Source organism: Kitasatospora sp. NPDC034533 (assembly GCF_055575155.1).
Window position 1 is genome coordinate 1 of record NZ_JBVITE010000080.1, and the last position, 21,592, is coordinate 21,592.

Annotated in this window: 21 protein-coding genes; 10 read left to right on the forward strand and 11 right to left on the reverse strand. The window is 75.7% G+C overall.

Annotated features, from left to right (window positions below; translation table 11 throughout):
* Positions 1-122 precede the first annotated feature (122 nt).
* Positions 123-584: a universal stress protein gene (locus tag ACZ55U_RS34755; RefSeq protein ID WP_465532801.1), complete on the reverse strand. Its 462-nt coding sequence runs from the start codon at positions 582-584 to the stop codon at positions 123-125.
* Between the two features lie 146 nt (positions 585-730).
* Here ACZ55U_RS34755 and ACZ55U_RS34760 point away from each other — a divergent pair, with 146 nt between their 5' ends.
* Positions 731-1,117: a hypothetical protein gene (locus ACZ55U_RS34760; protein ID WP_465532802.1), complete on the forward strand. Its 387-nt coding sequence runs from the start codon at positions 731-733 to the stop codon at positions 1,115-1,117.
* Positions 1,118-1,141: 24 nt separating this feature from the next.
* Here the strand turns inward: ACZ55U_RS34760 and ACZ55U_RS34765 are convergent, their stop codons facing one another.
* The 3 genes from ACZ55U_RS34765 to ACZ55U_RS34775 form a co-directional block, all read right to left on the reverse strand.
* On the reverse strand, positions 1,142-2,116 hold the full coding sequence (locus ACZ55U_RS34765) for a zinc metalloprotease (protein WP_465532803.1): 975 nt from the start codon (positions 2,114-2,116) through the stop codon (positions 1,142-1,144).
* Between the two features lie 97 nt (positions 2,117-2,213).
* Positions 2,214-2,807, reverse strand: coding sequence for an AAA family ATPase (locus ACZ55U_RS34770; protein WP_465532805.1), 594 nt, complete (start codon positions 2,805-2,807; stop codon positions 2,214-2,216).
* A gap of 224 nt (positions 2,808-3,031) precedes the next feature.
* Positions 3,032-3,958, reverse strand: a complete 927-nt coding sequence (locus ACZ55U_RS34775; RefSeq protein ID WP_465532807.1) for an LLM class F420-dependent oxidoreductase — start codon at positions 3,956-3,958, stop codon at positions 3,032-3,034.
* Between the two features lie 150 nt (positions 3,959-4,108).
* Here ACZ55U_RS34775 and ACZ55U_RS34780 point away from each other — a divergent pair, with 150 nt between their 5' ends.
* Positions 4,109-4,462, forward strand: a complete 354-nt coding sequence (locus ACZ55U_RS34780; RefSeq protein WP_465532809.1) for a DUF6401 family natural product biosynthesis protein — start codon at positions 4,109-4,111, stop codon at positions 4,460-4,462.
* A 45-nt stretch (positions 4,463-4,507) separates the two neighbouring features.
* Here ACZ55U_RS34780 and ACZ55U_RS34785 read toward each other — a convergent pair whose 3' ends face one another.
* Positions 4,508-5,314: a mechanosensitive ion channel family protein gene (locus ACZ55U_RS34785; RefSeq protein WP_465532811.1), complete on the reverse strand. Its 807-nt coding sequence runs from the start codon at positions 5,312-5,314 to the stop codon at positions 4,508-4,510.
* Positions 5,315-5,511: 197 nt separating this feature from the next.
* Here ACZ55U_RS34785 and ACZ55U_RS34790 point away from each other — a divergent pair, with 197 nt between their 5' ends.
* Entirely contained in the window at positions 5,512-6,291 is a 780-nt protein-coding gene (locus ACZ55U_RS34790) for an alpha/beta hydrolase (RefSeq protein ID WP_465532813.1), read from the forward strand.
* A gap of 44 nt (positions 6,292-6,335) precedes the next feature.
* On the opposite strand, the gene ACZ55U_RS34795 is transcribed toward ACZ55U_RS34790, so the two are convergent.
* Complete coding sequence (locus ACZ55U_RS34795; protein ID WP_465532815.1) at positions 6,336-8,711, reverse strand: ABC transporter permease; 2,376 nt, start codon at positions 8,709-8,711, stop codon at positions 6,336-6,338.
* A complete protein-coding gene (locus ACZ55U_RS34800; RefSeq protein WP_465532817.1) occupies positions 8,711-9,571 on the reverse strand; it encodes an ABC transporter ATP-binding protein in 861 nt (286 codons plus the stop codon). The genes ACZ55U_RS34795 and ACZ55U_RS34800 overlap by 1 nt, the downstream gene beginning before the upstream one ends.
* Positions 9,572-9,680: 109 nt before the next feature.
* Between ACZ55U_RS34800 and ACZ55U_RS34805 the strand changes: the two genes are divergently transcribed.
* The 3 genes from ACZ55U_RS34805 to ACZ55U_RS34815 all read left to right on the forward strand — a co-directional run bounded on the left by ACZ55U_RS34805 (position 9,681) and on the right by ACZ55U_RS34815 (position 12,531).
* Positions 9,681-10,883 carry a sensor histidine kinase gene (locus tag ACZ55U_RS34805; RefSeq protein ID WP_465532819.1) on the forward strand — a complete coding sequence of 401 codons (1,203 nt, stop codon included), beginning with the start codon at positions 9,681-9,683 and terminating at the stop codon, positions 10,881-10,883.
* A complete protein-coding gene (locus ACZ55U_RS34810) occupies positions 10,868-11,515 on the forward strand; it encodes a response regulator (RefSeq protein ID WP_465532821.1) in 648 nt (215 codons plus the stop codon). Before ACZ55U_RS34805 ends, ACZ55U_RS34810 begins: the two co-directional genes overlap by 16 nt.
* A 347-nt stretch (positions 11,516-11,862) precedes the next feature.
* Positions 11,863-12,531: a hypothetical protein gene (locus ACZ55U_RS34815; RefSeq protein ID WP_465532823.1), complete on the forward strand. Its 669-nt coding sequence runs from the start codon at positions 11,863-11,865 to the stop codon at positions 12,529-12,531.
* Positions 12,532-12,559: 28 nt separating this feature from the next.
* Here the strand turns inward: ACZ55U_RS34815 and uppS are convergent, their stop codons facing one another.
* Positions 12,560-14,275: a polyprenyl diphosphate synthase gene (uppS, locus tag ACZ55U_RS34820; RefSeq protein WP_465532825.1), complete on the reverse strand. Its 1,716-nt coding sequence runs from the start codon at positions 14,273-14,275 to the stop codon at positions 12,560-12,562.
* A 152-nt stretch (positions 14,276-14,427) separates the two neighbouring features.
* Positions 14,428-15,018, reverse strand: coding sequence for a cysteine hydrolase family protein (locus ACZ55U_RS34825; RefSeq protein WP_465532827.1), 591 nt, complete (start codon positions 15,016-15,018; stop codon positions 14,428-14,430).
* 196 nt (positions 15,019-15,214) lie between these two features.
* Here ACZ55U_RS34825 and ACZ55U_RS34830 point away from each other — a divergent pair, with 196 nt between their 5' ends.
* Entirely contained in the window at positions 15,215-16,357 is a 1,143-nt protein-coding gene (locus ACZ55U_RS34830; protein ID WP_465532847.1) for a GlxA family transcriptional regulator, read from the forward strand.
* Here the strand turns inward: ACZ55U_RS34830 and ACZ55U_RS34835 are convergent.
* Both ACZ55U_RS34835 and ACZ55U_RS34840 read right to left on the reverse strand, forming a co-directional pair.
* Positions 16,338-17,795, reverse strand: a complete 1,458-nt coding sequence (locus ACZ55U_RS34835) for a sensor histidine kinase (protein WP_465532849.1) — start codon at positions 17,793-17,795, stop codon at positions 16,338-16,340. The genes ACZ55U_RS34830 and ACZ55U_RS34835 overlap by 20 nt on opposite strands.
* A gap of 77 nt (positions 17,796-17,872) precedes the next feature.
* A complete protein-coding gene (locus ACZ55U_RS34840) occupies positions 17,873-18,589 on the reverse strand; it encodes a response regulator transcription factor (protein ID WP_465532829.1) in 717 nt (238 codons plus the stop codon).
* 227 nt (positions 18,590-18,816) lie between these two features.
* On the opposite strand from ACZ55U_RS34840, the gene ACZ55U_RS34845 reads away from it, so the two are divergent.
* The 3 genes from ACZ55U_RS34845 to ACZ55U_RS34855 are packed head-to-tail and all read left to right on the forward strand — an operon-like array spanning position 18,817 to position 21,540.
* Positions 18,817-20,196 carry a ferredoxin reductase family protein gene (locus tag ACZ55U_RS34845; RefSeq protein ID WP_465532831.1) on the forward strand — a complete coding sequence of 460 codons (1,380 nt, stop codon included), beginning with the start codon at positions 18,817-18,819 and terminating at the stop codon, positions 20,194-20,196.
* Positions 20,197-20,237: 41 nt separating this feature from the next.
* Positions 20,238-20,756 (forward strand): FMN-binding protein, encoded by a 519-nt coding sequence (locus ACZ55U_RS34850; RefSeq protein WP_465532833.1) that lies wholly within the window; start codon positions 20,238-20,240, stop codon positions 20,754-20,756.
* 31 nt (positions 20,757-20,787) lie between these two features.
* The gene (locus ACZ55U_RS34855; protein WP_465532851.1) at positions 20,788-21,540 is read left to right on the forward strand and encodes an FAD:protein FMN transferase; all 753 of its coding nucleotides are present in this window, start codon (positions 20,788-20,790) and stop codon (positions 21,538-21,540) included.
* Positions 21,541-21,592 lie beyond the last annotated feature (52 nt).

The following is a 21,592-nucleotide window of genomic DNA, read 5'->3' on the forward strand; positions in this document are numbered from 1 at the left end:
TGGCCACTCTCTCCCATCAAGGGAACCTGTGTTGTTGGTTGTTTCTCTCTCTGTTGTGGGGGGGGGGGTGGGGGTGCTCTTCCCCCCCCCCCCCCCCCCCCCCCCCCCCCCCCCCGCCGCGACTACTTCGGCTCCTCCGCGTCGCCGTGGGCCTCGCGCACGACGACCACGGGGCAGGGCGCGTGCTCGGTGAGGTGGCGGCTGACCGAGCCGAGCAGCACACCGGAGAAACCGCCCAGGCCGCGGCTGCCGACGACGAGCAGCGCGGCGCCCTTGGCGGCCTCCAGCAGCACCCGGGCGGCGTTGCCGGGCGTCACGCTCTCCGTGATCCGCACGCCCGCGTCGTCACCGGCCACCTTGACGACGGTGTCGGTGAGGGTCTTCTCGGCGATCTCCTCGGGGTTGAAGGTCTCGACGGTCGGCACGCCCTGTCCGGCCCAGCCGTAGAAGGCCGGGTACTCCCAGGCGGCGATCGCGTGGATCGTCCCGCCGACGGCCCGCGCGTAGTCGATCGCCCAGCTCAGCGCCTGCTCCGAGGCGGGCGAGCCGTCCACGCCGACGACGATCCGGGGATTGGCACTCATGCCTTGCTCCTTCGGTTGCTCCTGATCGGTACCGACCCTCAGAACATAGATCAAATCGGACAAACGCTCGGTATCTGCCACGCCGGAAGCCGCCCACCGCATTCAATTCCAGTGCGACCGGCGCCCGGGCCTGGGAGACTGGCCGGATGCCGAGCAAGCCCCGCCGCCGTCCCGGCGGCTTCGCCGAGGTCCTGGCCGCCCTGCCGCCGAAGGAGGACGCGGGCGTGCCGTGGGAACTGCACGACCCGGTCGCCTCGGGCGGCTTCGTGGACGCCGGGGGCCGCTACTGGCGGCTGGCCCGCGGGCCGGTGGACCGGCGGCTGGCCGAGCGGCTGGCGGCCGAGGCCGAGGAGATGTCGCTGGGCCGGTGGGGCCGGCTGGACGAGACGTCCCCGGGCCACTACGTGCCGGCCCTGCTCACCGCCGAGGAGCGCCCGGCCGCCTGGCTCTCGGCCACCGCCCTGGAGTACCTGGCGTACGAGTTCCGCGCCTCCGGCGGTCGGCGGCTGCTCTACCTGGTCGTCTTCTGCTGAGCCACCGGATCGCGGCGGTGGTCGTCAACTGCGGTAGGCGGCCCAGGAGTTGGCCATGCGCTGGACCTGCCCCGGGGTGAACTGGGTCATGCAGGAGTCGTAGCTGTAGTCCATGAAGTTGTGGATCGGGTCCAGCCCCGGGCCGGAGCAGCTGTGGCGGCCCTCGGGGCAGCCGGAGGCGGCGGTGCGCTCGGGCGGGGTGTCGTCCACGTAGTCGCCCGGGGCTTGGCAGCCGTTCTGGAAGGTGTGGAAGAGGCCGAGCCAGTGGCCGATCTCGTGGGTCGCGGTGTTGCCCTCGTCGTAGTGGGTGGCGGAGCCGCCCGGCAGCGAGGCGTCCAGCACCACCACGCCGTCCTGGACCGGGTCCGCCCGGTACGCGTTCGGGAAGGTCGACCAGCCGAGCAGGGAGTCGCCGGGCAGGACCGTGTAGAGATTGAGGGTGCCCTGGTCGCCCTTGCGCAGGGCGGTCTTCATCTGCTGCTCGGCGACCGAGCCGGGGGTCATGCCGGTGTACCAGGAGGCGTTGTCGGTCCAGTCGGTGCCGACCAGCTCGAAGTGGAAGGTGCTCGCGGTGTTGCCCTCGCCCCGGCCACCGTAACTGGCGTTGAGGTGATCGATCTGGGCCGTGACGGCGCCCTGGTCCAGCCGCCCGTCGTCACCGGAGTGGACCACGTGAACGTATACCGGGACGGTGGTCGGGGTGAGGGCCCGGACCCGTGCGGTGCCGAGCTCGGCGAGCCGGGCGTCGAGGTCGGCCTGCATCGCCCGGGCCTCCTCGGCGCTCACCTCGTTCGGGTCCCGCCCCGCCCGGCTGCCGGCCGGCAGCCGGGCCGCGCCGCCCGCCGCACCGGTGCCGTCCTCGCACACGGCGGCCGGAGCGACGACGGCGCGGTGCGCGGGCGGTGCGGCGAACTGGCTCAGTCCGGCCGCGGCGACCAGCGCGGCGGCGCAGGGGAACAGACGGGGGGCACGCGAGCGCACCCGGGCAGTACGGCGCATCTGCGCTCCTGTCGGGGGGAGTTGACGGGGTCTCGGCCGCGCCCCGGGCCCGCTCCGGCCAGACCCGCCGGTGGCGCCCGGCGCGGATTCGCCGAGACTACGACGCGGTGAAGTCGATCTCCCGCAGGGCGCGCGCGGCGGCCCGGTCGAGTACCACGGCCGACGCACAGCCGGCCGGCAGCCGTCCGGCCTCCAGGATCCGGCGGCGCAGCCGGGCCACCACCGCCCGGTGCCGTGCGAAGGCGTAGCGCGAGACGCCGCGCCCGCGCCGCCGCTGCCCGTCGAGTGCCTCGGCCGGATCGGCGTCGAGCAGCAGCAGGTGCACCCGGCGGCCCTGCCGGGCGGCGGCACGGACCAGCCGGCGCCGCACCCAGGGCTGGGTCCCGCAGTCGTGCACGGCGAGCGGCCCGCCGTCCAGCACGGCGCGGCGCAGCCGCCGGTAGTGGGCCAGCCGGGCGAGCGGCCGGTAGAACGCGTACGGCAGCCGCTCGGGCAACCGGGCCGCGTACTGCTCGCGGACCAGTTGGGAGTCGATCAGCGGGGCGCGGACGCAGCGCCGCATCAGGGTGCTCTTGCCGCTGCCGGGCAGCCCGGTGACGACCAGCAGGTCCCCGGCGGGGTAACGCAGCACGGCCGGTCCGGGGCCGCGCAGCTCGAACCGGGAAGGCCGGTCCCGCGGCACGGACAGCACGCCGCTCTCCCCTGCGGGGCGCGGCGGCGGCACCTGGGGCGCCGCCGCCGGCACCGTTCTCGCTCCGCGCACCCGGTCTCCCCCGCCGTTCCCTCCGCCGCCCCCTCCTGGAGCATGGCGCAATCCCAAGAACGAGTAAAGGGCGGGCCCGGAGCGCGTGAGCCCACCCGGCGCGGGCCGCCGGGTGGGCTGCGGGGCGAGCTCAGCCGAGCCGTGGGCCGAGCTCAGCCGAGCTGGGGGGCGATCCGGGAGGCGATCAGCTCCAGGTGGTCCAGGTCGTCCAGGTCGAGGATCTGGAGGTAGATCCGCTCACTGCCGACGGCCGCGTACCGGCCGATCTTCTCGACCACCTCGTCCGGGGTGCCGGCCAGCCCGTTCTCCTTCAGCTCCGCCACGTCGCGGCCGATCACGGCGGCCCGGCGGGCCACCTCGGCGTCGTCCCGGCCGACGCAGGCCACCAGCGCGTTGGAGTAGACCAGGTCGTCGGCCGAACGCCCGGCCCCCTCGACGGCGGCGCGGACCCGGCCGAACTGCTCGGCGGTGGCGTCCGTCGAGGCGAACGGCAGGTTGAACTCGTCGGCGAAGCGGGCGGCCAGGGCCGGGGTGCGCCGGGGGCCGTGTCCGCCGACCAGCACCGGGACGTGCTCCTGGGCGGGCTTGGGCAGCGCCGGCGAGTCGGCCAGCGTGTAGTACTCCCCGGCGAAGTCGAAGGTGTCACCGAGCTTGGTGTTCCACAGGCCGGTGATGATCGCCAGCTGCTCCTCCAGCCGCCCGAACTTCTCCTTCGGGAAGGGGATGCCGTAGGCGGTGTGCTCGGCCTCGTACCACCCGGCGCCGAGGCCGAACTCGACCCGGCCGCCGCTCATCGCGTCCACCTGGGCGACCTGGATCGCGGTGACGCCCGGCAGCCGGAAGGTGGCGGCCGTCATCAGGGTGCCCAGCCGGATGGTGCTGGTGTCGCGGGCGAGGCCGGCCAGCGTGATCCAGGCGTCGGTGGGCCCGGGCAGCCCGGAGGCGCCTCCCATCTTCAGGTAGTGGTCGGAGCGGAAGAACGCGCTGAACGCGCCGAGCTGCTCGGCGGTGCGGGCGACCCTGAGGAGGGTGTCGTAGCTCGCGCCCTGCTGGGGTTCGGTGAAGATGCGGAGATCCATGCCGGCCATTGTGGTACGGACCACCCGGTGGGCGCAGCGGATCCGCCGGGCCACGGAGCGTTCCCGCCGGGCGTGCGGGGTGGCCAAGGTCTCAGCACGGAAGCGTCACGGGCGTCCGTTCCCGCTCCGGGGCTCGCCTACGGTGGACGGATGTTCGCGACCTCCGACGATTCCTTCCGGCGTTCCCCCGACGAGCCTGCGGGCTGTCCGCTGCCCGGCATCGTGACGGCGTTCACGCCCCGGTTGGCCGAGTTCGCCTTCGAGCCCGGTTTCGTCGCGGCGGTCGACCAGCACGCGGCGATGCTGCGGGAGCTGCTGTACGCGCAGGGGCCGGAGCTCGCGCCCCGGCCCCTGGATCGTGAGGAGTTGTCGGACTACGCACTGGGCTTCCTGGACGCGCTCGCCGAGATCGGCTGGCGGGAGCCGGTCGGCTACGACTACGCCGTGATCCGGCTCACCGCGATCTGCTGGCTGGTGCGCGAGCAGGGCCTGCTGGAGGCGTGAGCTCCCGGGTCGCCGGGAGCTCCTCGGGAGGTGCGGGCCCCGGGGTTACCGGAGCTCGTCGCCCTCGATGCCCGGGGCGGGCGGGGTGCCCGGACCGGTCTGGGTGGTCGGCCGGACCGGCTGGTTGGACAGCACGTCGGAGCGTCCGGCCTGGTAGGCGCTGCCGCGCAGCCGGGCCGTCTCCCGCTCGGCGCCGTCCAGCCACCGCTCCCAGCGCTGGCGCATCGGCAGGATCAGGCCGCCGCCGACACCGACCACCAGCACGCCGACGATGGCGGCGAGCACCGCGATCAGCACCGGTCCGGTGATCGCGGTGGCGATCCCGGCCTGGCCCAGCGCCGCGATCACGCCGAGGCCGACGATGAACGCCCAGACCAGGGTCGAGACCGTCCGGCCGTAGGAGGCACCGGAGAGGGAGCTGCCCACGATGTCGCGCACGCCGTTGGCGATGGCCATGGCGATCACCACGATCGCGACGGCGACGATGCCCCGCGGCAGCCAGGCGACGATGCCGTGGATCATCGTGCTGATCGGGTTCGGGCCGAAGACGCCGAACGCCAGCTGCAGGGCCATCAGCAGGATGATGTAGTAGACGGCCTTGGAAATGATGCCGGTCATGTCGTACTTGGAACCGGACAGGCGGGCGGCCATCCCGGAGCGCTCCGCGACCCGCTCCGAGCCGAGCCGGCGCAGCACCCGGTCGAGCACCTTGGCGATCGCCTTGGCCACGAACCAGCCGATGACCAGGATCGCCAGGAAGGCGATGAACTGCGGGATGAACTTGGCGATCTTCGCCCAGGCCTCGGTGAAGCCCGATCCGAAGTCGACGGACAGTGCGAGCTGCTGAGCCACGGAGTCCTCCACTCGACGAAGCGGCGCCACGAACGGGCACCACGGACCCCCACTTCGTGGATAGCAGGCGCCCGGTCCGGCCGCGCGCGCCCGGTGTCCGGGATGGTCCCCTCGGGTGAACCCTCCGGCCGTCCGCGCGCGTACAGTGGCGGTCCGGGGACGGGCCACGGGGCGGGGCGGACGGGACGGTGCGAACGGTGAGCGGCACGACGGCGAGCGGTGCGGCGGGCAGTACGGCGGCGGAGCGCGCGGTGGACCACCGGGCGCTGCACTGGCGGGTGCGGCCGGACGCGGCGCGGGCCGCCGTCCTGGTGCTGCACGGCGGCGAGGAGCACAACCTCGCCCGGCCCGGGCGCCTCAACCTCCCGCTGCTGCGGATGCACGGCTTCCTGCGCGGCCTGACCAGGGCGACCGCCGGCGCCGGGATCGCCATCGGGACCGTCCGCTACCGGCACCGCGGCTGGAACGGCGAGCGGGCCGACGCCGCCCGGGACGCGACCGCCGCACTCGACGAACTGACCGCGCTGCTCGGGCCGGTGCCGACCGTCCTGATCGGCCACTCGATGGGCGGGCGCGCCGCGCTCCGGGCCGGCGGCCACCCGTCCGTCACCGGTCTGGTCGCCCTCGCGCCGTGGTGCCCGGCCGAGGACCCGTGCGACCAGCTCGCCGGGCGCACGGTCCTGATGCTGCACGGCGACCGCGACACCATCACCCCGCCCGCCGACACCCACGCCTTCGCCGCCCGCAGCCGCGCCGCGGGCGCCCGGGTCTGCGGCTACACCGTCACCGGCAGCGGCCACGCCATGCTCCAGCGCATCCCCGACTGGCACCGCGCCACCACCCGCCTCACCACCGCCCTCCTCGGCCTCCACCCCCTCCCCGCCGAGACCGCCTCCGCCCTCGCCCTCCCACCCGCCTCCCCCGAGTCCCTCACCCTCCCCCTCCCACCCCAACCCCGCCGGACGCCGGACCGCTGAGGGCCGCGCGGCGGAGGGGCTACCCAGCCGCCAGGCGCGCCCCCTCACAGCCGGCGCAGCGAACGCCACGTCACCACCGCACTCGTCACGACCGCCAACAGCAGGCACGCGCACCCGACCGACGCCAGGGTGGCCGGGTCGAGATGCAGGGCGACTCGGGCCCCGGTGGTCTGGGAGAGGCCGGAGGCGAGGCCGGCCAGGGGCGGAATGGTGGCCAGCAGGCCGAGCAGCGTGCCGGTGACGGTCACCAGGGCGGCTTCGGCCGCCGCGAGGAGGACCAGTTGGCGTGTGGTCCCTCCGGTCGAACGCAGCACGGCGAGGTCGCGGCGGCGGCCGTGGACGGCCAGGGCGGTGCTGTTGGCGGTGGCGATCGCGCTGTAGCCGACGGCGACGGCGATCAGCATGGCCGAGAGGCTGTCGGTCAGCCGGGCGTCGGTGTCGTAGTCGTCCAGGGCGTAGCGGACGGCGTCGTGGACGGCCGTGCCGGGGACGACCGCCACCGGTTTCGTCTCGGCCGGGACGAAGAGGTCGTCGCCCAGCGCGGCCGGATCGTGGCCGCGGATCATGCTCCGGGCGAGGACGAAGTCACCGCGGGCCGGATCGTCCGGCAGGATCCCGGCGATGCGCAGCGGGACGGTGGCGCCGTCCGCGAAGCGGACCGGGTACTGCTGTCCCTCCGTCACGCCGAGCCACTTCGCCAGGGATGCCCCGAGGACCGCCTCGCCGGGTCGGCTCCAGGCCGGGTCGCGGGAGCCGAGGGCGTCGATCACGGCGGTCGTCCCGTCGGCGCGCCGGACGAAGGCGCGGGTCGGCAGGGCGGCCTTGCCGACCGGGTGGGCGGCGACGACCTCGTCGGTGAGCCCGGGGGTGCCGTCGTTGGTGACGATCGCCTGGCCGGCGAGCCGAAGGGCCTGGCCGGCCGGGTAGGCCGCCCGCATCGTCTCCACCGCGCCGCTGAGCAGCACCGCGAAGCCGACCGCCGCGATGACCGGCGCCGCGACGACCGCGGCCCGGCGGGCGCCGGCCGTCAGTTCGGCTCGCAGCAGCAGCGGGCCGGCGGTGCCGAGCCGCCGAATCGGTGCGGTCAGCACCCTGCCCGCCGGCCCGACCAGGACCGGGGCGAGCAGTGCGGCCGCGACGATCAGCACCATGGTCGCGGTGATCGCGAGGTCGACCCGGCGGTCCGCGGCGGCGGTGGCGGTGAGCACCGCGCACGCGACGCCGAGGCCGAGCACCGCCAGTCCGCCGAGCAGCCGGGCGCGGCTCGACGCCCCTTCCTCCGCAGGGCTTTCACGCAACGCCTCCAGCGGCGCGACCCTGACGGCGGGCCGGCTCGCCGCCCAGGCGCCGAGCACGCTGACGCCGGTGCCGAGCGCGGCGGCGCTCAGCAGCGGCCAGGCCGTCACCCGGATCGCGAGGCCCGGTGGGGCGACGTCCAGGCGCAGCAGGGCGTCCCGGAGCAACGGCGCACCGGCCAGCCCGGCGAGGCAGCCGGCCGCCGAGCCCAGCAGGCCGACCACCGCCGCCTCGCCCAGGACCATCCGGCGCAGTCGGCCCGGGGTGGCGCCGAGGGTGCGCAACAGGCCGAGTTCACGCCGTCGCAGTCCGGTGGCGAGGGCGAGCATCGAGGCGACCACGAAGCCGGTGGTGAACAGGGCCAGGGTGGCGAGCGCGGCGATCAGCTGGGTGCCGAGGAAGCGCCGGTGTTCGACGTGGCGGGGCTGGAGCGTGGCGCGCTCGTCGCCGGTGGCCACCGTCGCCCGGTCGCCGACGGCCGTACGGGCCGCCGCGGCCAGTCGGGCGGCCGGGGTGTCGGGGGCGGTCAGCAGGGCGATCGTGCGGACGCCCGGGTCGCGCTGCGCGGCGGCGGCGTCGGTGAGGTAGTAGCCGGGGCCGTCCACGGTGCCGACGACGGTGAACTCGGTGCGCCCGGCCGTCAGGTTGACGGTCAGCCGGCTGCCGGCCGGGACACCGAGGGAGTCGTCGACCACCACCTCGTCGGGGGTGGTGGGGGCGCGGCCGGTGAGCAACCGGTAGGGCGCCAGGCGGGCCGAGGACCAACCGTGCCCGGCTTCGGCCGCGGCCTCGTCGGGAACCGGCCGGCCGTCCCGGACGGCCTGGGCGTAGAAGGCGCGGTCCACCACGACGGCCGCCGCGCCGGGCACCGTGCGCAGACGGTCGGTCAGCGCCGCCGCCTCGTCGGGGCTCCACGGGACGCGGTCCTTGGGGCTGCCGCCCCGGTCGGCGGCCTGCGGAGGGAGCACCAGTGCGGCTGCGGCGGCAAGGCGGGGCTGAACGGCGGGCCGGGCGGATTCGTGGATGGTCAGGGTGGCCGAGATCAGTGCCACGCCGACCAGGACGGCGAGCCAGCAGGAGAGGTAACCCGACCAGCGCTCGCGGACGTTGGCGAGGATCAGCATCAGTCCTCCAGTCGGGCCATGCGGGCAGCGACGGCGGCGGCGCGGTCGGCGTCTCGACCGGCTCGACCTGTGCGGTCGGTGCGCACGAGGTCCAGCCGGTCGGCGATCCGGCCGTCCTGGAGGAAGACCACGGTGTCGGCGACGGCGGCGGCCGCCGGATCGTGGGTGACCATGATCGTGGTCTGCCCCTGCTCGTCCACCAACCGCCGCAGCAGACCGAGGACTTCGCCCGAGGTACGGGTGTCCAGCGCGCCGGTGGGCTCGTCGGCGAAGAGCACGTCGGGGCGGGTGACCAGCGCGCGGGCCAGGGCGACGCGCTGCTGCTGGCCACCGGAGAGCCGGCTCGGCCGGTGGCCTGCGCGCTCGGCCAGCCCGACGGCGCGCAGGGCGGCGGCCACCTCCGCGCGGTCGACCGTACGGCCGCTCCCCCGTGGCCGCCCCGCAGCGAGGCGGCCGGCGAACCGCGAGGGCAGTTCCACGTTCTGGGCGGCGGTCAGCGACTCGACCAGGTTGTACGCCTGGAACACGAAGCCGATCCGCTCGCGCCGCAGTTCGGTGCGCCGGCGCTCGCTCTGGGCGCCGAGGTCGAGGCCGGCCAGCACGACCCGGCCGGCGGTGGGAAGGTCCAGACCGGCGGCGCACTGGAGCAACGTGGACTTCCCGGAGCCGGAGGGCCCCATGATCGCGGTCAGGGTGCCGCGCGGGAAGCCGAGCGTCACCCCGTCCAGTGCGGCCACCGCCCCCTCACCGGTGCCGTGCACCTTGCGGACTCCGTGCAACTCCACCACCCCGCGCGGCTCCGCCGTGCCCTGCGGCTCCGCCGGGCCGCCGTCCGTCCTGAGTTCCCGATGGTTCGTCATGTCGGGCATTCCAGCGAACCCGCGGGTCGGCGGCACTGATCCGGGCCCTACCGGCGAGGTAGTGCCTGCACTACCCCGCCCGCCCCGCCGCCGCACTATCGTTCTTCGCATGCGTCCGAGAACGGCATGGCAGGCGATGGCCCAACGGCCGTTGCGCTTCCTCGCCTCGCCATGGCCGTGGCGCTCGCTGGCGTACCTGGCGAGCGGGGTGCTGGTGGGAGCCGCCGCGCTGCCGGTGCTGGCCGCCGGGCTGGTGGCGGGGGTCGTCCTGGTGGCGCCGCTGGTCGGGGTGGTGCTGTCGGCGGTCGCGGTCGCGTCCGTCGAACGGCACCGGCTGCGGCTGGTGGACCAGGATCCGGCCGAGGACCCGCACCGGGCCCCGGACGGTCCGGGGCCGCGCGCCTGGGCGGCCACCCGGCTTACCGAACCGGTGACCTGGCGCGAGTTGGGCTTCACCCTGGTTTCGGCGGCCGCGCTGTGGTGGCTGGACCTGCTGGTGCTCCTCTTCTCCTTCGGGGTGCCGGCGCTCTGCTTCGCCTCGCTCGACGGCTCCACCTGGCCGTGGTCGGTCTTCGGGGCGCTGGTGCTGCTCGCCTCGCCGTACACGGTGACCTCCTGGGCGGGCGCCCGCGCCGCCCTCGCCCGCACCCTGCTGGCACCGCGCGACGAGGAGTTGGGAGCGCGGCTGCGCGAGGTGAAGGCCTCCCGGGCGCGGCTGGTGGACGCCTTCGACGCCGAGCGGGAGCGGATCGAACGGGACCTGCACGACGGCGCGCAGCAGCGGCTCGTGTCGCTGGGGATGACGCTCGGCCTGATGCAGCTCGACATCCCGCCGGACTCACCGCTCGGCCCCCAGCTGGCCCGCGCCCAGGAACAACTCGGCGCCGCCCACGAGGAGTTGCGCCGGATCGTGCGTGGCCTCAACCCGCCGGTGCTGGCCGACCACGGGCTGGCCGCCGCCGTCCGGGAGCAGGCGGGCCGGTTCCCGATCCCGGTGACCGTGGACCTGGACCTTCCCGGCCGGCTGCCCCGGCAGCTGGAGACCGGTGTCTACTACCTGATCAGCGAGGCCATGACCAACATCGCCCGCCACAGCGGCGCCGGGCACGCCCGGGTGTCCGGCCGCCACCACGCGGACCTGCTCGTCCTGGAGATCGCCGACGACGGACGCGGCGGTGCCGACCCGGCGCGCGGCAGCGGACTGACCGGGCTGGCCGACCGCCTGGCCGCCGTCGACGGCCGGATGCGGGTGTCCAGCCCGGTCGGCGGTCCGACCCTGCTCCACGTGGAGATACCGTGCCGCTTCGGGTGATCGTCGCCGAGGACGCCGTCCTGATCCGCGAGGGGCTGCTCGGCCTGCTGCACCGCTTCGGACACCACGCCCTCGCGGCCGTCGGCGACGCGGACGCCCTGCTCGCCGCTGTGCGCGCCGACCGGCCGGACCTCGTGGTCACGGACGTCCGGATGCCGCCGGGCAACCGGGACGACGGGCTGCGAGCGGCCGTCGAGCTGCGGCGGGAGTTCCCCGGACTGCCCGTGGTGGTGCTCAGCCAGTACGTCGAACAGTCCTATGCCATGCGGCTGTTGGAATCGGACGGCGGCCGGTCCGTCGGCTACCTGCTGAAGGAGCGGGTGGGCGCCGTCGCGGACTTCATGGCGGGCCTGGAACGGGTGGCCGGCGGCGGGACGGTGGTGGACCCGGAGGTGGTCCGGCAGCTGGTCCGACAGCGCCACGATCCGCTGGCGCGCCTGAGCACCCGCGAGCGGGAGGTGCTGGCGCTGATGGCGCAGGGCCGCTCCAACGCCACGCTCGCGGCCGAACTGTTCATCAGCGACGCGGCGGTGAACAAGCACATCGGCAACATCTTCGCCAAGCTCGACCTGCCGGTGGACGTGGACGGCCACCGGCGGGTCCTGGCGGTGCTGCGCTACCTGGGGTCCTGACCGCTCCCGGCCCCGCACGGCTGCCGAACGCGGTCGCGCGATCCGCCTCCGGCAGGGGTCGATCGCCCGGGTCCGGGTCGTCGGCGGGGAGGTCGCCCGGCAGCTCGCGGGCCCGACGGGTGCCGGCTCGCCGACCCGCGCCCCGGAGGGGTGCCCGGGTGCCGGGGCGGGCGCCCGGCGGGGGGCGGGGCCCGGGGGCTCGTGCGCCCGGGCGAACAACCCGGGGCGGCTCCGCGCTCCCTCCACACGGGTGGTTTCGCCCGCCCGGCCGACGTCGAGGACGGTCTGTGGACGGATGATCCGTCCCAGGGCCGTGCCGGACGGTCCGGGAAGGACGGATCGGGACGATGAGCACGACGCGACGGTCGCTGCTGGGCGCGGCGCTGGCCACCCCGCTGCTGGGGTGGCTCACTGGGACCGCGGCCGGTGCCGTTGACGGCGGCACCGACCGCGCCGGACGACTGGGCACCCTCACCGACGGCTGGGTGGAGGTGCGCTGGACACCGGAGGCGCAGGCGCAACTGGACCGCTTCCAGGCGATGGTGGACGTCGTCGCCCCGGCGCGCGTGGTGCTGGACCGCCGGGGCCCCGCCGTACGGCTGCCGATCCGCTCGGCCACCGGCGACCCGTCCCTCGCGAACCCGCCGAAGGTGCACGGCGACGGAGCACTGGACGGCGGGGTCTCCGTCAGGACGTCCAAGGGCGTCTACCGGGTGGTGAACGTGGCCGGTGCGATCAAGGACAGCCTCGCCTCCGGCCGGTGCGAGGTCAGCGGGGCGGAGATGGGCCACCGCTCGGCCCTCCACTGCGGCCTGGCGGAGGGGAAGCTGACGGCCGAGCCGGTGCCGGCCGGGCAACCGATGAAGGTCCGGCTCAGCGGGGTGCCGCTGCGCCCCACTCAGGAGGCGGTGGACGCGTACACCGCGAACTTCGGCCCGCACCCGGTCACCGTGGACACGGTGCTGGCGTACGTCACGGCCCAGGGGACGTACACGCCTCCGCCGGCCGAGCAGTAGCCGTGGCCTGGGCGGAGCCCGAGGGCCTTCAGGGCTGCCGCGGCTCGCGGGGCCCACGGGACTGGGCGGGGACGGCCCCGCCGAAGCGCCGTTCGCGGGCCGCGTAGGCGCGGACGGCTCCGCGCAGCCGGGCCAGGTCGTAGTCGGGCCACGGCGTCGGGTCGAACAGCAGCTCGGCGTAGGCGAGGTGCCAGGGCAGGAAGTTGCTGATCCGCTGCTCTCCGGAGGTGCGGATCAGCAGGTCGACGTCCGGGAGGTCCGGGACGTACAGGCGCCGGGCGAGGTCGGCCGGGCCGATCGCCTCCGGGAGGATCTCGCCGGCCACCGCCGCCTCGGCCAACGCCCTTGCGGCGGCGGCCAGTTCCTCCCGGCCGCCGTAGTCCACGCAGACCGTCAACGTCAGCGTGCCGTTGTTGGAGGTCAGGCTCTCCACCAGCGCGATCGCGGAGGCGAGCGACTCCTCCACCCGGTCCCGCCGGCCGCACCAGCGGATCCGCACCCCGAGCGCGTGCAGGCCCTCCGCACTGCGGGCGATGCCGTCGGCCATGGAGTCGAACAGCGCGGTCAGCTCCTCGGGCGGGCGCTCCCAGTTCTCGGTGGAGAACGCGTAGAGGCTCAGATGCCGGATGCCCAGGCGCAGCGCCGCGTTGACCAGGCGCAGCGCGGCCCGCTGCCCGGCCTGGTGGCCCTGCTCGGCGGGCAGGTCCCGGGCCTCGGCCCAACGGCGGTTGCCGTCCATGATCACGGCGACGTGGGCGGGTGTCCCCGCGGCCGGCGGGGCGGGGCGGGCGCGGCGGTGGGGGGTGGTGCCGTCGGAGCTCAGCGGGGTGAGGCCCTCGGTCAGGACGCGCGAGCGCAGCAGGGCCACTTCGTCGTGCTGGAGCTGGGCGCCGAGCAGCACGGCGTGCAGGAACGGGCGGCACTCGGGGGCGGCGAGCCAGGTGGCGGGCAGGGCCCGGTCCAGCAGGCCGTGCAGCTGCTCCCGCTGGCCCTCGACCAGCTCGTCCAGGGCGGTCCGCCGGGTGGCCTGCCGGGCAGCCTCCCGGGCGGGCAGTTGGCCGACATCGCCGGCCAGGTCCGCGGCGGTCAGGCCGAGTCGGCGCAGGTCCTCCCGGGGCAGGTAGCAGCGGCCGGCCGCGAGGTCGAGCGGGAGGTCCTCCAGGACGTCGGCCAGCCGGCAGGCCTCCCCCAGCGCGGACAGTGCCCCCGCCGCCCGCGGGCCCGGCGCGCCCAGCAGCGGCGCCCACAGCTCGGTGACCGTCCCCGCGACACCCCGCAGGTGACGGCGCTGGTCGGCGCTGGTCTCGAAGACCGGCGGGCGGGCGCCGTCGGCCCGGGTGGCGTCCAGGAACTCCTCGACCAGGGCGGGGTCCAGTTCCCAGCGGAGCACCGTGTCCACGAACGCCCGGCGCAGCGGGTGCTCGCTGCGGCCGGCCGCCAGCTCGGCGAGGGTGGCGGCCCGCCAGCGGGCGAACCGGCGCTCCCGGTCGTCGGCCGCACCGGCGGTGGCGTCGACCGCGCCGCCTCCGTCACCGCCGCCGCTGTCGGCGCCGTTGGCGATCCGGTCGGAGCGGGAGGAGAAGGCGCCGACGGCGTGGAGGTACGGCCGCACCTCGGGAGGCAGCACGTCGCTGGTCCCCCGCAGCAGGGCGAGGTGGGCCGCCACCTCCCGCTCGCAGAGCCGGTACGACTCCCGCAGCTCCGGCGGACCGTCCACCCCCGCCGCCGTCCGGTTCCCCGCCATGCCCGTACCCCGCCTCCGCCGACACCGTGCGCCCCCTGGTCAACGAGGCGGGCGCGGATCGGTGGCGATCCGGCCCCGCCCAGTGCGCCCCCGATCCGGGAGCGCGGGGCCGGGCCCCCGATCCGGGTGCGCGTAGGCCGGGCCTCGCGGCCTCAGCCGAGATCGGCCGGGGTCTCCACCACCACCCCGTACAGGTCGCCGATCGTCGCCAGCGCGCCGCGGTGGACCTGGGCGGCGGTCAGCTCGGTGCCCGCCGACTCCAGCGACCGGGTGGCGCAGGCGGAGGCCACCACGGTCGGGCGGTTGCCGCGCAGGAAGGCGCCGGCCGTGGTGAAGGCGACGCACATGTGGGTCATGAAGCCAGCGATCACGACGTCCCGGTGGCCGGCCGCGTCGAGGAGGTCCCCGAGCTCGGTGCCGACGAAGGAGTCGGGGGCCTGCTTGACCACCACCCGCTCGCCCTCGGCCGGGGCCACGCTCGGGTGGATCCGCCCGATCTCGGCGCGGATGTCGTACGGGGAGCCCTCGCCGCCGTCGTTGATCACGTGGATGACGGTGGCACCGGCCTCCCGGGCCCGGGCGAGCAGGTCGGCGCCCGCGTCGAGCGCCTGCCGCCAGCCGTCCAGTTCCATGACGCCGCCCACGTAGGTGTTCTGGTAGTCGATCAGGACCAGCGTCGAGTCGGCGAGCACGGCGGGCTCCTGGTCGAGGCCGATGACGGTGCGCAGGGTGGTCGTGGGCATGGGGTACCGCCTTCACGGTCGAGCGTCGGATAGGGGGTTCGCGCAGGTCACACCCGGTGTGGCCCGCCTCGGAAACGCTACGGTCGGCGCTTCGGTGTCGGCAATGTCGTCTAACATGCAGATTCCGACATCGAGGGAGGGGCCCGTGCCGACGCAGGCCGTAGCGACGCAGGCCGCACCGCGGCAGGCCGGACCGGTGACGGCACAGGCCGTACGAACGCAGGCCGCGCCGCGGCTGGTCGTCATCGTCCTGTTCGACGGCGTGGACCTGCTCGACGTGACCGGGCCTCCCGAGGTGTTCTCCCTGGTTCGCCGGGAGACCGACGACGCGGCCGGCTACCGGGTCGTGCTCGCCGCCGAGACGTCGGCGCCGGTCACCACCGCGGCCGGCGTGCGGATCCTGCCCGACGCCACCTTCGACGAGCTCACCGCCGACGACCCCGTGGACGGGGCCGCCCGCGGCCGGATCGACACCCTGCTGGTGCCCGGCTCGGTCGAGGTGGACGACCAGCGCCGGGTCCGCGCGCTCACCGACCCGGCGGTGGTCGCCCGGGTCCGCGCGCTCGCCGCCCGCTCGCGCCGGGTGGCCAGCGTCTGCGTCGGCGCCCATCTGCTCGCCGCCGCCGGCCTGCTGGACGGCCGACGCGCCACCACCCACTGGTCCACGGCCCACCAGCTCGCCGCCGAGCACCCGGAGGTCGAGGTCGACGCGGACCCGATCTTCATCCGCGCGGGCGAGGTCTGGACGGGCGCGGGCATCAGCGCCTGCCTGGACCTCTCGCTCGCGCTGGTCGCCGAGGACTTCGGCGAGGAGCTGGCGCTGCGGGTCGCCCGCCAGCTCGTCATGTACCTCAAACGCCCCAGCGGCCAGAGCCAGTTCAGCGTGCCGCTGGAGCCCGTCTCGACCACCCGGCGGATCGAGGAGCTGCGCCACCACATCCTGCGCAACCTCTCCGAGCGGCTCACCGTCCCGGACCTCGCGGCCCACGCCCACGTCAGCGAACGGCAGTTGACCCGGATCTTCAAGACCGAACTGGGCACCACCCCGAGCGCCTACGTGGAGTCCGCCCGGGTCGAACTCGCCCGCCACCGGCTGGAGTCCACCGACGAGACGCTCGAACGCGTCGCCACCGCCTGCGGGTTCGGCACCACCGACACCCTGGTGCGCGCCTTCCGCCGCCGTCTGGGCACCACGCCGACCGACTACCGGCAGCGCTTCCGCACCGCCGGCGACGCGACCACCGGAGGCTCAGCCTCCGCGAGCGCGACCACCGAACGGGCGACCGCCGAACGCGCGACCACCGAACGCGCGGCCACCGTCACGGCAGCCGGACGGTGAACACCGTGCGACCGGGCCGGCTCGCCACCGTCACCGTGCCGCCGTGCGCCAGGACGACGGCACGGACGATCGCCAGGCCGAGCCCGGTCGAGCCGGTGGCGCGGGAGCGGGCCCGGTCGCCCCGGACGAAGCGCTCGAAGACCCGGTCGACGAGCTCCGGCGCGATCCCCGGGCCGTCGTCCGTGACGCTCAACTCGACCCGACCGCCCACCCGTCGCAGGCCCAGCCCGACCTCGGTGCCGGGCGGGGTGTGGGTCCGGGCGTTGGCCAGCAGGTTGGCCGTCACCTGGCTCAGCCGGTGTTCGTCGCCGCGCACCAGCACCGGCTCCTCGGGCAGCACCAGCCGCCAGCGGTGCTCCGGTCCGGCGGCGCGGGCGTCGGCCACCGCGTTGAGGGCGATCCGGGTCAGGTCCACCTCCTCGTCGGCCAGCGGGCGGCCGGCGTCCAGCCGGGCGAGCAGCAGCAGGTCCTCGACGATCGCCCCCATCCGCACCGCCTCGGCGTCGATCCGCTCCAGCGAGTGCCGCACCGGCTCCGGTACCGGCCCGGGGTGGCGCAGCGCCAGCTCGGCGTGGCCGCGGACCGCCGCGACCGGGGTGCGCAGCTCGTGGCTGGCGTCGGCGGCGAAGCCGCGCAGCCGCTCCTCCACCGCGTGCCGGCGGGCCAGCGCGTCCCCGACGTGCCCGAGCATCCGGTTGAGTGCGGCGCCGACCCGGCCGACCTCGGTCCGCGGGTCGTCGTCCGGCACGCGTTCGGCGAGCATCACCTCGCCGCTGGCGAGCGGCAGCGCGCTGACCCGCTCGGCGATGCCCACCACCCGCCGCAGCGGGCGCAGCGAGAAGCCGACCCAGACGGCCCCGGCCGTGCCCGCCGCGGCGACGGCGATCGCGAAGACGGTGAGCTCCAGGGTCTCCAGCCGTTCGACGGTGTCCTCGGCGGGGCGCAGCGGCAGGCCGCTGACCAGCACGTCGCCGTCGCGTCCGGCGACCGCGCGGACCCGGTAGTGGCCCAGGGTCCGGCCGAGGTCGACGGTCCGGGCCGGTCCGCCGGCGGGCAGCGCGGCCAGCGCCCGCTGCTGGGCGGGGGTGAAGGCGATCCGGTCGTCCTCGTCGCCGGGGTCGTCCACGTCGTCGGCGTCCCCGTCGACCACGCCCGCGGCGGTGACCTCCCCGGCCAGCAGCCGGACCCCGAGGGTGCCGGGGGTCTGGGCCCGGGTGTCGGGGCCGGCGCCGCCCTGGCCGGTGTGCTCCAGGCTCGCGGCGTAGCGGCCGCCGGACTCGGCGAGCTGCTGGTCCAGGCGGTCGACCAGGAAGTGGCGCAGCGCGGCGGTGGTGGCGAGGCCCACGGCGGCGCAGGTGACGACGAGCAGCACCAGCAGGCCCGCGATCAGCCGGGCGCGCAGGGTACGGGGCACCAGGGCGCGCGGCGTGCGGGGCATCAGGGCGCGCAGCGCACGCGGCGTGCGCGGCACCAGCCGGGCGCGCAGAGCACGCGGAGTACGCCGGTCACGGAGCTTCACGGCGCGGCCTTGATCAGGTACCCGGCGCCGCGCACCGTGTGGATCATCGGGCTGCGGCCGGCGTCCACCTTCTTGCGCAGGTAGCTGATGTACAGCTCCACGACGTGCGCCTGTCCGCCGAAGTCGTACGACCAGACGGCGTCCAGGATCTGCGCCTTGCTGAGCACCTGCCGGGGGTGGCGCAGCAGGTGGGCGAGCAGCGCGTACTCGGTCGGGCTGAGTTCGATCGTCTCCCCGCCCCGGGTGACCTCGCGGGCGCGTTCGTCCAGGACGAGGTCGCCGAGCACCAGGGCGTGCGGGGGCGGCTGCCGGGTCGCGGCGGGCGGGGCGGCGCGGCGCAGCAGGCCGCGCAGCCGGACGACCACCTCGGCCAGGCTGAACGGCTTGGTCACGTAGTCGTCGCCGCCGGCCGCGATGCCGGCGATCCGTTCCTCGACGGCGTCCCGCGCGGTGAGGAAGAGCACCCGTACCTCGGGCTGCTCGGCGTGGACGCGGCGCAGCACCTCCAGGCCGTCGAGGTCGGGCAGCATCACGTCGAGCACCACGGCGTGCGGGCGCCAGGCCGCGGCGGCCTCCACGGCGGCCAGGCCGGTGGTGACGCCGCGCGCCTGCCAGCCCTCGTAGCGGACGGCCCCGCAGACCACCTCGACCAGGTCCGGTTCGTCGTCGACGACCAGGACCCGCCACTGCGAACGGCCGGCGGCATCGTCCATGGGTCTCCCTCGGGTCGGTGCGGGCATTCTTCATCCTGGCCGGTCCCGATGAGAAACCGGTGAGACCCCGGGAACCGGTTCGTTGACCATCACATCGGCTTTGACCTGCACTGATGACGCCACGGACGACCGCCGGGGCGGGCCCGGCTCAGAGCCGGCTCAGAGCTTGCGGTGCGATCGTGGGCGGCCTCGGCGGCACTCGCCGCCGGGCGCTGAGGAGGTTCCCGATGAGCACTGCCGCCGCACCGACGTCGCGGCCCGGTCACCGGGCGGCACCCGACCGCCCCGGACACCGGGCGTCGCCGCGCGCTCCGTTCGCCCTGGACCCGCGCGCCGCGCCGGCCCTGATCGCGGTGGGCGCGCTCGGCGTGCTCGCGCTCTGGTGGAAGGACACCCCGTCGGTGGTCGGCGCGGCCGGCTGGCTGACCGGCGCGAGCCGGATCACCGGGCTGCTGGCCGGTTACGGCGCACCGGTGCTGATCCTGCTGATGGCCCGGCTGCCGCCGGTGGAGCGCGGGGTCGGCGCGGACCGGCTGGCCCGCTGGCACGCCTTCGGCGGGCGCTGGATGGTGGCCCTGACCGCGGTGCACGTGCTGACGGTCACCTGGGGCTACGCGCTGACCGACGGTCGCGGACCGGTCGGCGAGGGCGTGGACCTCGTCTTCCACTACCCCGAGATGATCAAGGCCACCCTGGGCACCCTGCTGCTGTTCGGCACCGGCGCGGTCTCCGCCCGGATCGCCCGCCGCCGCCTCGCCTACGAGACCTGGTACCACCTGCACCTGGCGACCTACCTCGCGGTCGCGCTGGCCTTCTCCCACCAGCTGGCCACCGGCGCCGACCTGGCGGGCGGCCCCGGCCGGGCCGCCTGGTACGCGCTCTACTTCGGCACGGCGGCGCTGCTCGGCTGGTTCCGGCTGATCCGGCCGTGGCTGCTCGACCGGCGCCACCGCCTGGAGGTCGCCGAGGTGCGGCGGGAGGGCCCCGGCGTGGTGTCGCTGTTCCTGACCGGGCGGCGACTGGACGAGCTGGGCGCCGAGCCGGGCCAGTTCTTCCGGCTCCAGTTCCAGGCGCCCGGCCTGCGCTGGGCCGCCAACCCGTACTCGCTGTCCGCTCCGCCGCACCCGCGCTTCCTGCGCTTCACCGTCAAGGACCTCGGCGGGCACAGTGCCGCGGTGGCCGGCCTGCGCCCGGGGACCAGGGTGCGCGCCGAGGGCCCTTACGGGGCGTTCACCGGGCGGCGGCTGCGCGGGCGCCGGGTGCTGCTGCTGGGCGCGGGGGTCGGGATCACCCCGCTGCGCGCCCTGTTCGAGACGCTGCCGGGCGAGCTGACCCTGGTCCAGCGGGCCCGGCGGCCGCAGGACGTGCTGTTCCGCGAAGAGCTGGCCGAGGTCGCGCGGCGGCGCGGCGCGGTGGTGCACGAGCTGCTCGGCTCGCGGGAGCGGGTCGGCGACCTCGGGGCCGCGCTGGCCCGGCTGGTCCCGGACCTCGCGGAGCACGAGGTGTACCTGTGCGGCCCGGACGCCCTGGCCGAGGAGGCCGTCCGGGCGCTGCGGGCGGCGGGGGTGCGGCCCGGCCGCATCCACCACGAGAGCTTTTCGTTCTGAGCCGGTCCGGCTCACCGAGCACCTGAGGAGCGTCGATTTCCATGCGCCGAGCCGTCGTCACCAGCGCCGCCACCGCGGCCGGGGTGGTGCTGCTGCTGTCCCTCAAGCCGCACGAGGCGGCCGGGCCCACGCCGGTGATCGGCTCGGGCCCGGCCTCCGGGTCCGGCTCCGGTTCCGCCGCCGGGTCCGGGGGCGCCGCCGGGTCCGGCTCCGACGTCTCGCGGCCGTCGGCGGGCACGGCCGCCTCCCCGGCCCCGTCCGCGCCCGCCACCGCCTCGGGCGCCACCCGCACGGTCAGCGGCAACACCGTCAACACCCGCTACGGCCCGGTCCAGGTCCAGGTGACCCTGGCGGGGAGCCGGATCACCGCCGTGGACGTGGTCAAGTACCCGAACTCCGAGCGGCGCGACCGCGAGATCAACAGCTCCGCGCTGCCGATCCTGAACCAGGAGGCGATATCCGCCCAGAGCGCGCAGATCGACGTGGTCAGCGGCGCGACGTACACCAGCGACGGCTACGTCCGCTCGCTGCAGAGCGCCCTCGACCGGGCCAAGGGCTGAGGCCGCCGTGCTCCGCCACGCCGAGCCCGTGATGGGGACGGTCTTCTCCGTCACCGTCCGCGACCCCGGCCCGGGCACCCCGGCCGTGCTGGAGCGGATCGCCGAGCGGCTGCACCGGATCGACGCGGTGTTCTCCACCTACCGGGCGGACAGCGACATCAGCCGCCTCGACCGCGGTGAACTCGCCCTGGCCGACTGCGCCCCGGAGGTCCCCGCCGTCCTCGCGGCCTGCCGTGAGGTGGCCGCCGAGACCGACGGGTACTTCACCGAGCGGCCCGGCGGCCGGCTCGACCCCAGCGGCTGGGTCAAGGGCTGGGCGGTCGAACGGGCGGCCGAGCTGCTGCGCTCCTCCGGCGCCCGGCAGTACTGCGTCAGCGGCGGCGGGGACGTCCAGACCGCCGGCGGGCCGTGGCGGATCGGCGTCGCCGACCCCCGCCGTCCCGGCCTGCTGACCGCCGTCCTGTCCGGCCACGACCTCGCCGTCGCCACCTCGGGCACCGCCGAGCGCGGCGCCCACATCCTCGACCCGCACACCGGCCGCCCGGCCGGCGGCCTGGCCTCGCTCACCCTGGTCGGTGCCCCGGGCACCGGCATCGCGCGCACCGACGCCTGGGCCACCGCCGCCTTCGCCATGGGCCCGGACCGCGCCCTCGCCTGGGCCGCCCGCCGGTCGGGCATCGAGGCCCTGGCCGTGCTGCCGGACGGCTCCAAGCGCTGGACGCCGGGGCTGCCCGGACACCTCCCGGCCAGCGGGCCGGCGGACTGGCGGGCCGCCGTCAGCTGAGCACCCCGGCCGTCCCGGACCGCTCCGGGGGCCGGTGTTAGGGTGATCGAAA

What these genes read in the sequence shown, in the direction of transcription:
- ACZ55U_RS34755 (WP_465532801.1), bottom strand. Translation starts at nt 584, where the DNA reads ATGAGTGCCAATCCCCGGATCGTCGTCGGCGTGGACGGCTCGCCCGCC.
- ACZ55U_RS34760 (WP_465532802.1), top strand. Translation starts at nt 731, where the DNA reads ATGCCGAGCAAGCCCCGCCGCCGTCCCGGCGGCTTCGCCGAGGTCCTG.
- ACZ55U_RS34765 (WP_465532803.1), bottom strand. Translation starts at nt 2,116, where the DNA reads ATGCGCCGTACTGCCCGGGTGCGCTCGCGTGCCCCCCGTCTGTTCCCC.
- ACZ55U_RS34775 (WP_465532807.1), bottom strand. Translation starts at nt 3,958, where the DNA reads ATGGATCTCCGCATCTTCACCGAACCCCAGCAGGGCGCGAGCTACGAC.
- ACZ55U_RS34780 (WP_465532809.1), top strand. Translation starts at nt 4,109, where the DNA reads ATGTTCGCGACCTCCGACGATTCCTTCCGGCGTTCCCCCGACGAGCCT.
- ACZ55U_RS34795 (WP_465532815.1), bottom strand. Translation starts at nt 8,711, where the DNA reads ATGCTGATCCTCGCCAACGTCCGCGAGCGCTGGTCGGGTTACCTCTCC.
- ACZ55U_RS34800 (WP_465532817.1), bottom strand. Translation starts at nt 9,571, where the DNA reads ATGACGAACCATCGGGAACTCAGGACGGACGGCGGCCCGGCGGAGCCG.
- ACZ55U_RS34805 (WP_465532819.1), top strand. Translation starts at nt 9,681, where the DNA reads ATGCGTCCGAGAACGGCATGGCAGGCGATGGCCCAACGGCCGTTGCGC.
- ACZ55U_RS34815 (WP_465532823.1), top strand. Translation starts at nt 11,863, where the DNA reads ATGAGCACGACGCGACGGTCGCTGCTGGGCGCGGCGCTGGCCACCCCG.
- uppS (WP_465532825.1), bottom strand. Translation starts at nt 14,275, where the DNA reads ATGGCGGGGAACCGGACGGCGGCGGGGGTGGACGGTCCGCCGGAGCTG.
- ACZ55U_RS34825 (WP_465532827.1), bottom strand. Translation starts at nt 15,018, where the DNA reads ATGCCCACGACCACCCTGCGCACCGTCATCGGCCTCGACCAGGAGCCC.
- ACZ55U_RS34835 (WP_465532849.1), bottom strand. Translation starts at nt 17,795, where the DNA reads ATGCCCCGCACGCCGCGCGCCCTGGTGCCCCGTACCCTGCGCGCCCGG.
- ACZ55U_RS34840 (WP_465532829.1), bottom strand. Translation starts at nt 18,589, where the DNA reads ATGGACGATGCCGCCGGCCGTTCGCAGTGGCGGGTCCTGGTCGTCGAC.
- ACZ55U_RS34845 (WP_465532831.1), top strand. Translation starts at nt 18,817, where the DNA reads ATGAGCACTGCCGCCGCACCGACGTCGCGGCCCGGTCACCGGGCGGCA.
- ACZ55U_RS34850 (WP_465532833.1), top strand. Translation starts at nt 20,238, where the DNA reads ATGCGCCGAGCCGTCGTCACCAGCGCCGCCACCGCGGCCGGGGTGGTG.
- ACZ55U_RS34855 (WP_465532851.1), top strand. Translation starts at nt 20,788, where the DNA reads ATGGGGACGGTCTTCTCCGTCACCGTCCGCGACCCCGGCCCGGGCACC.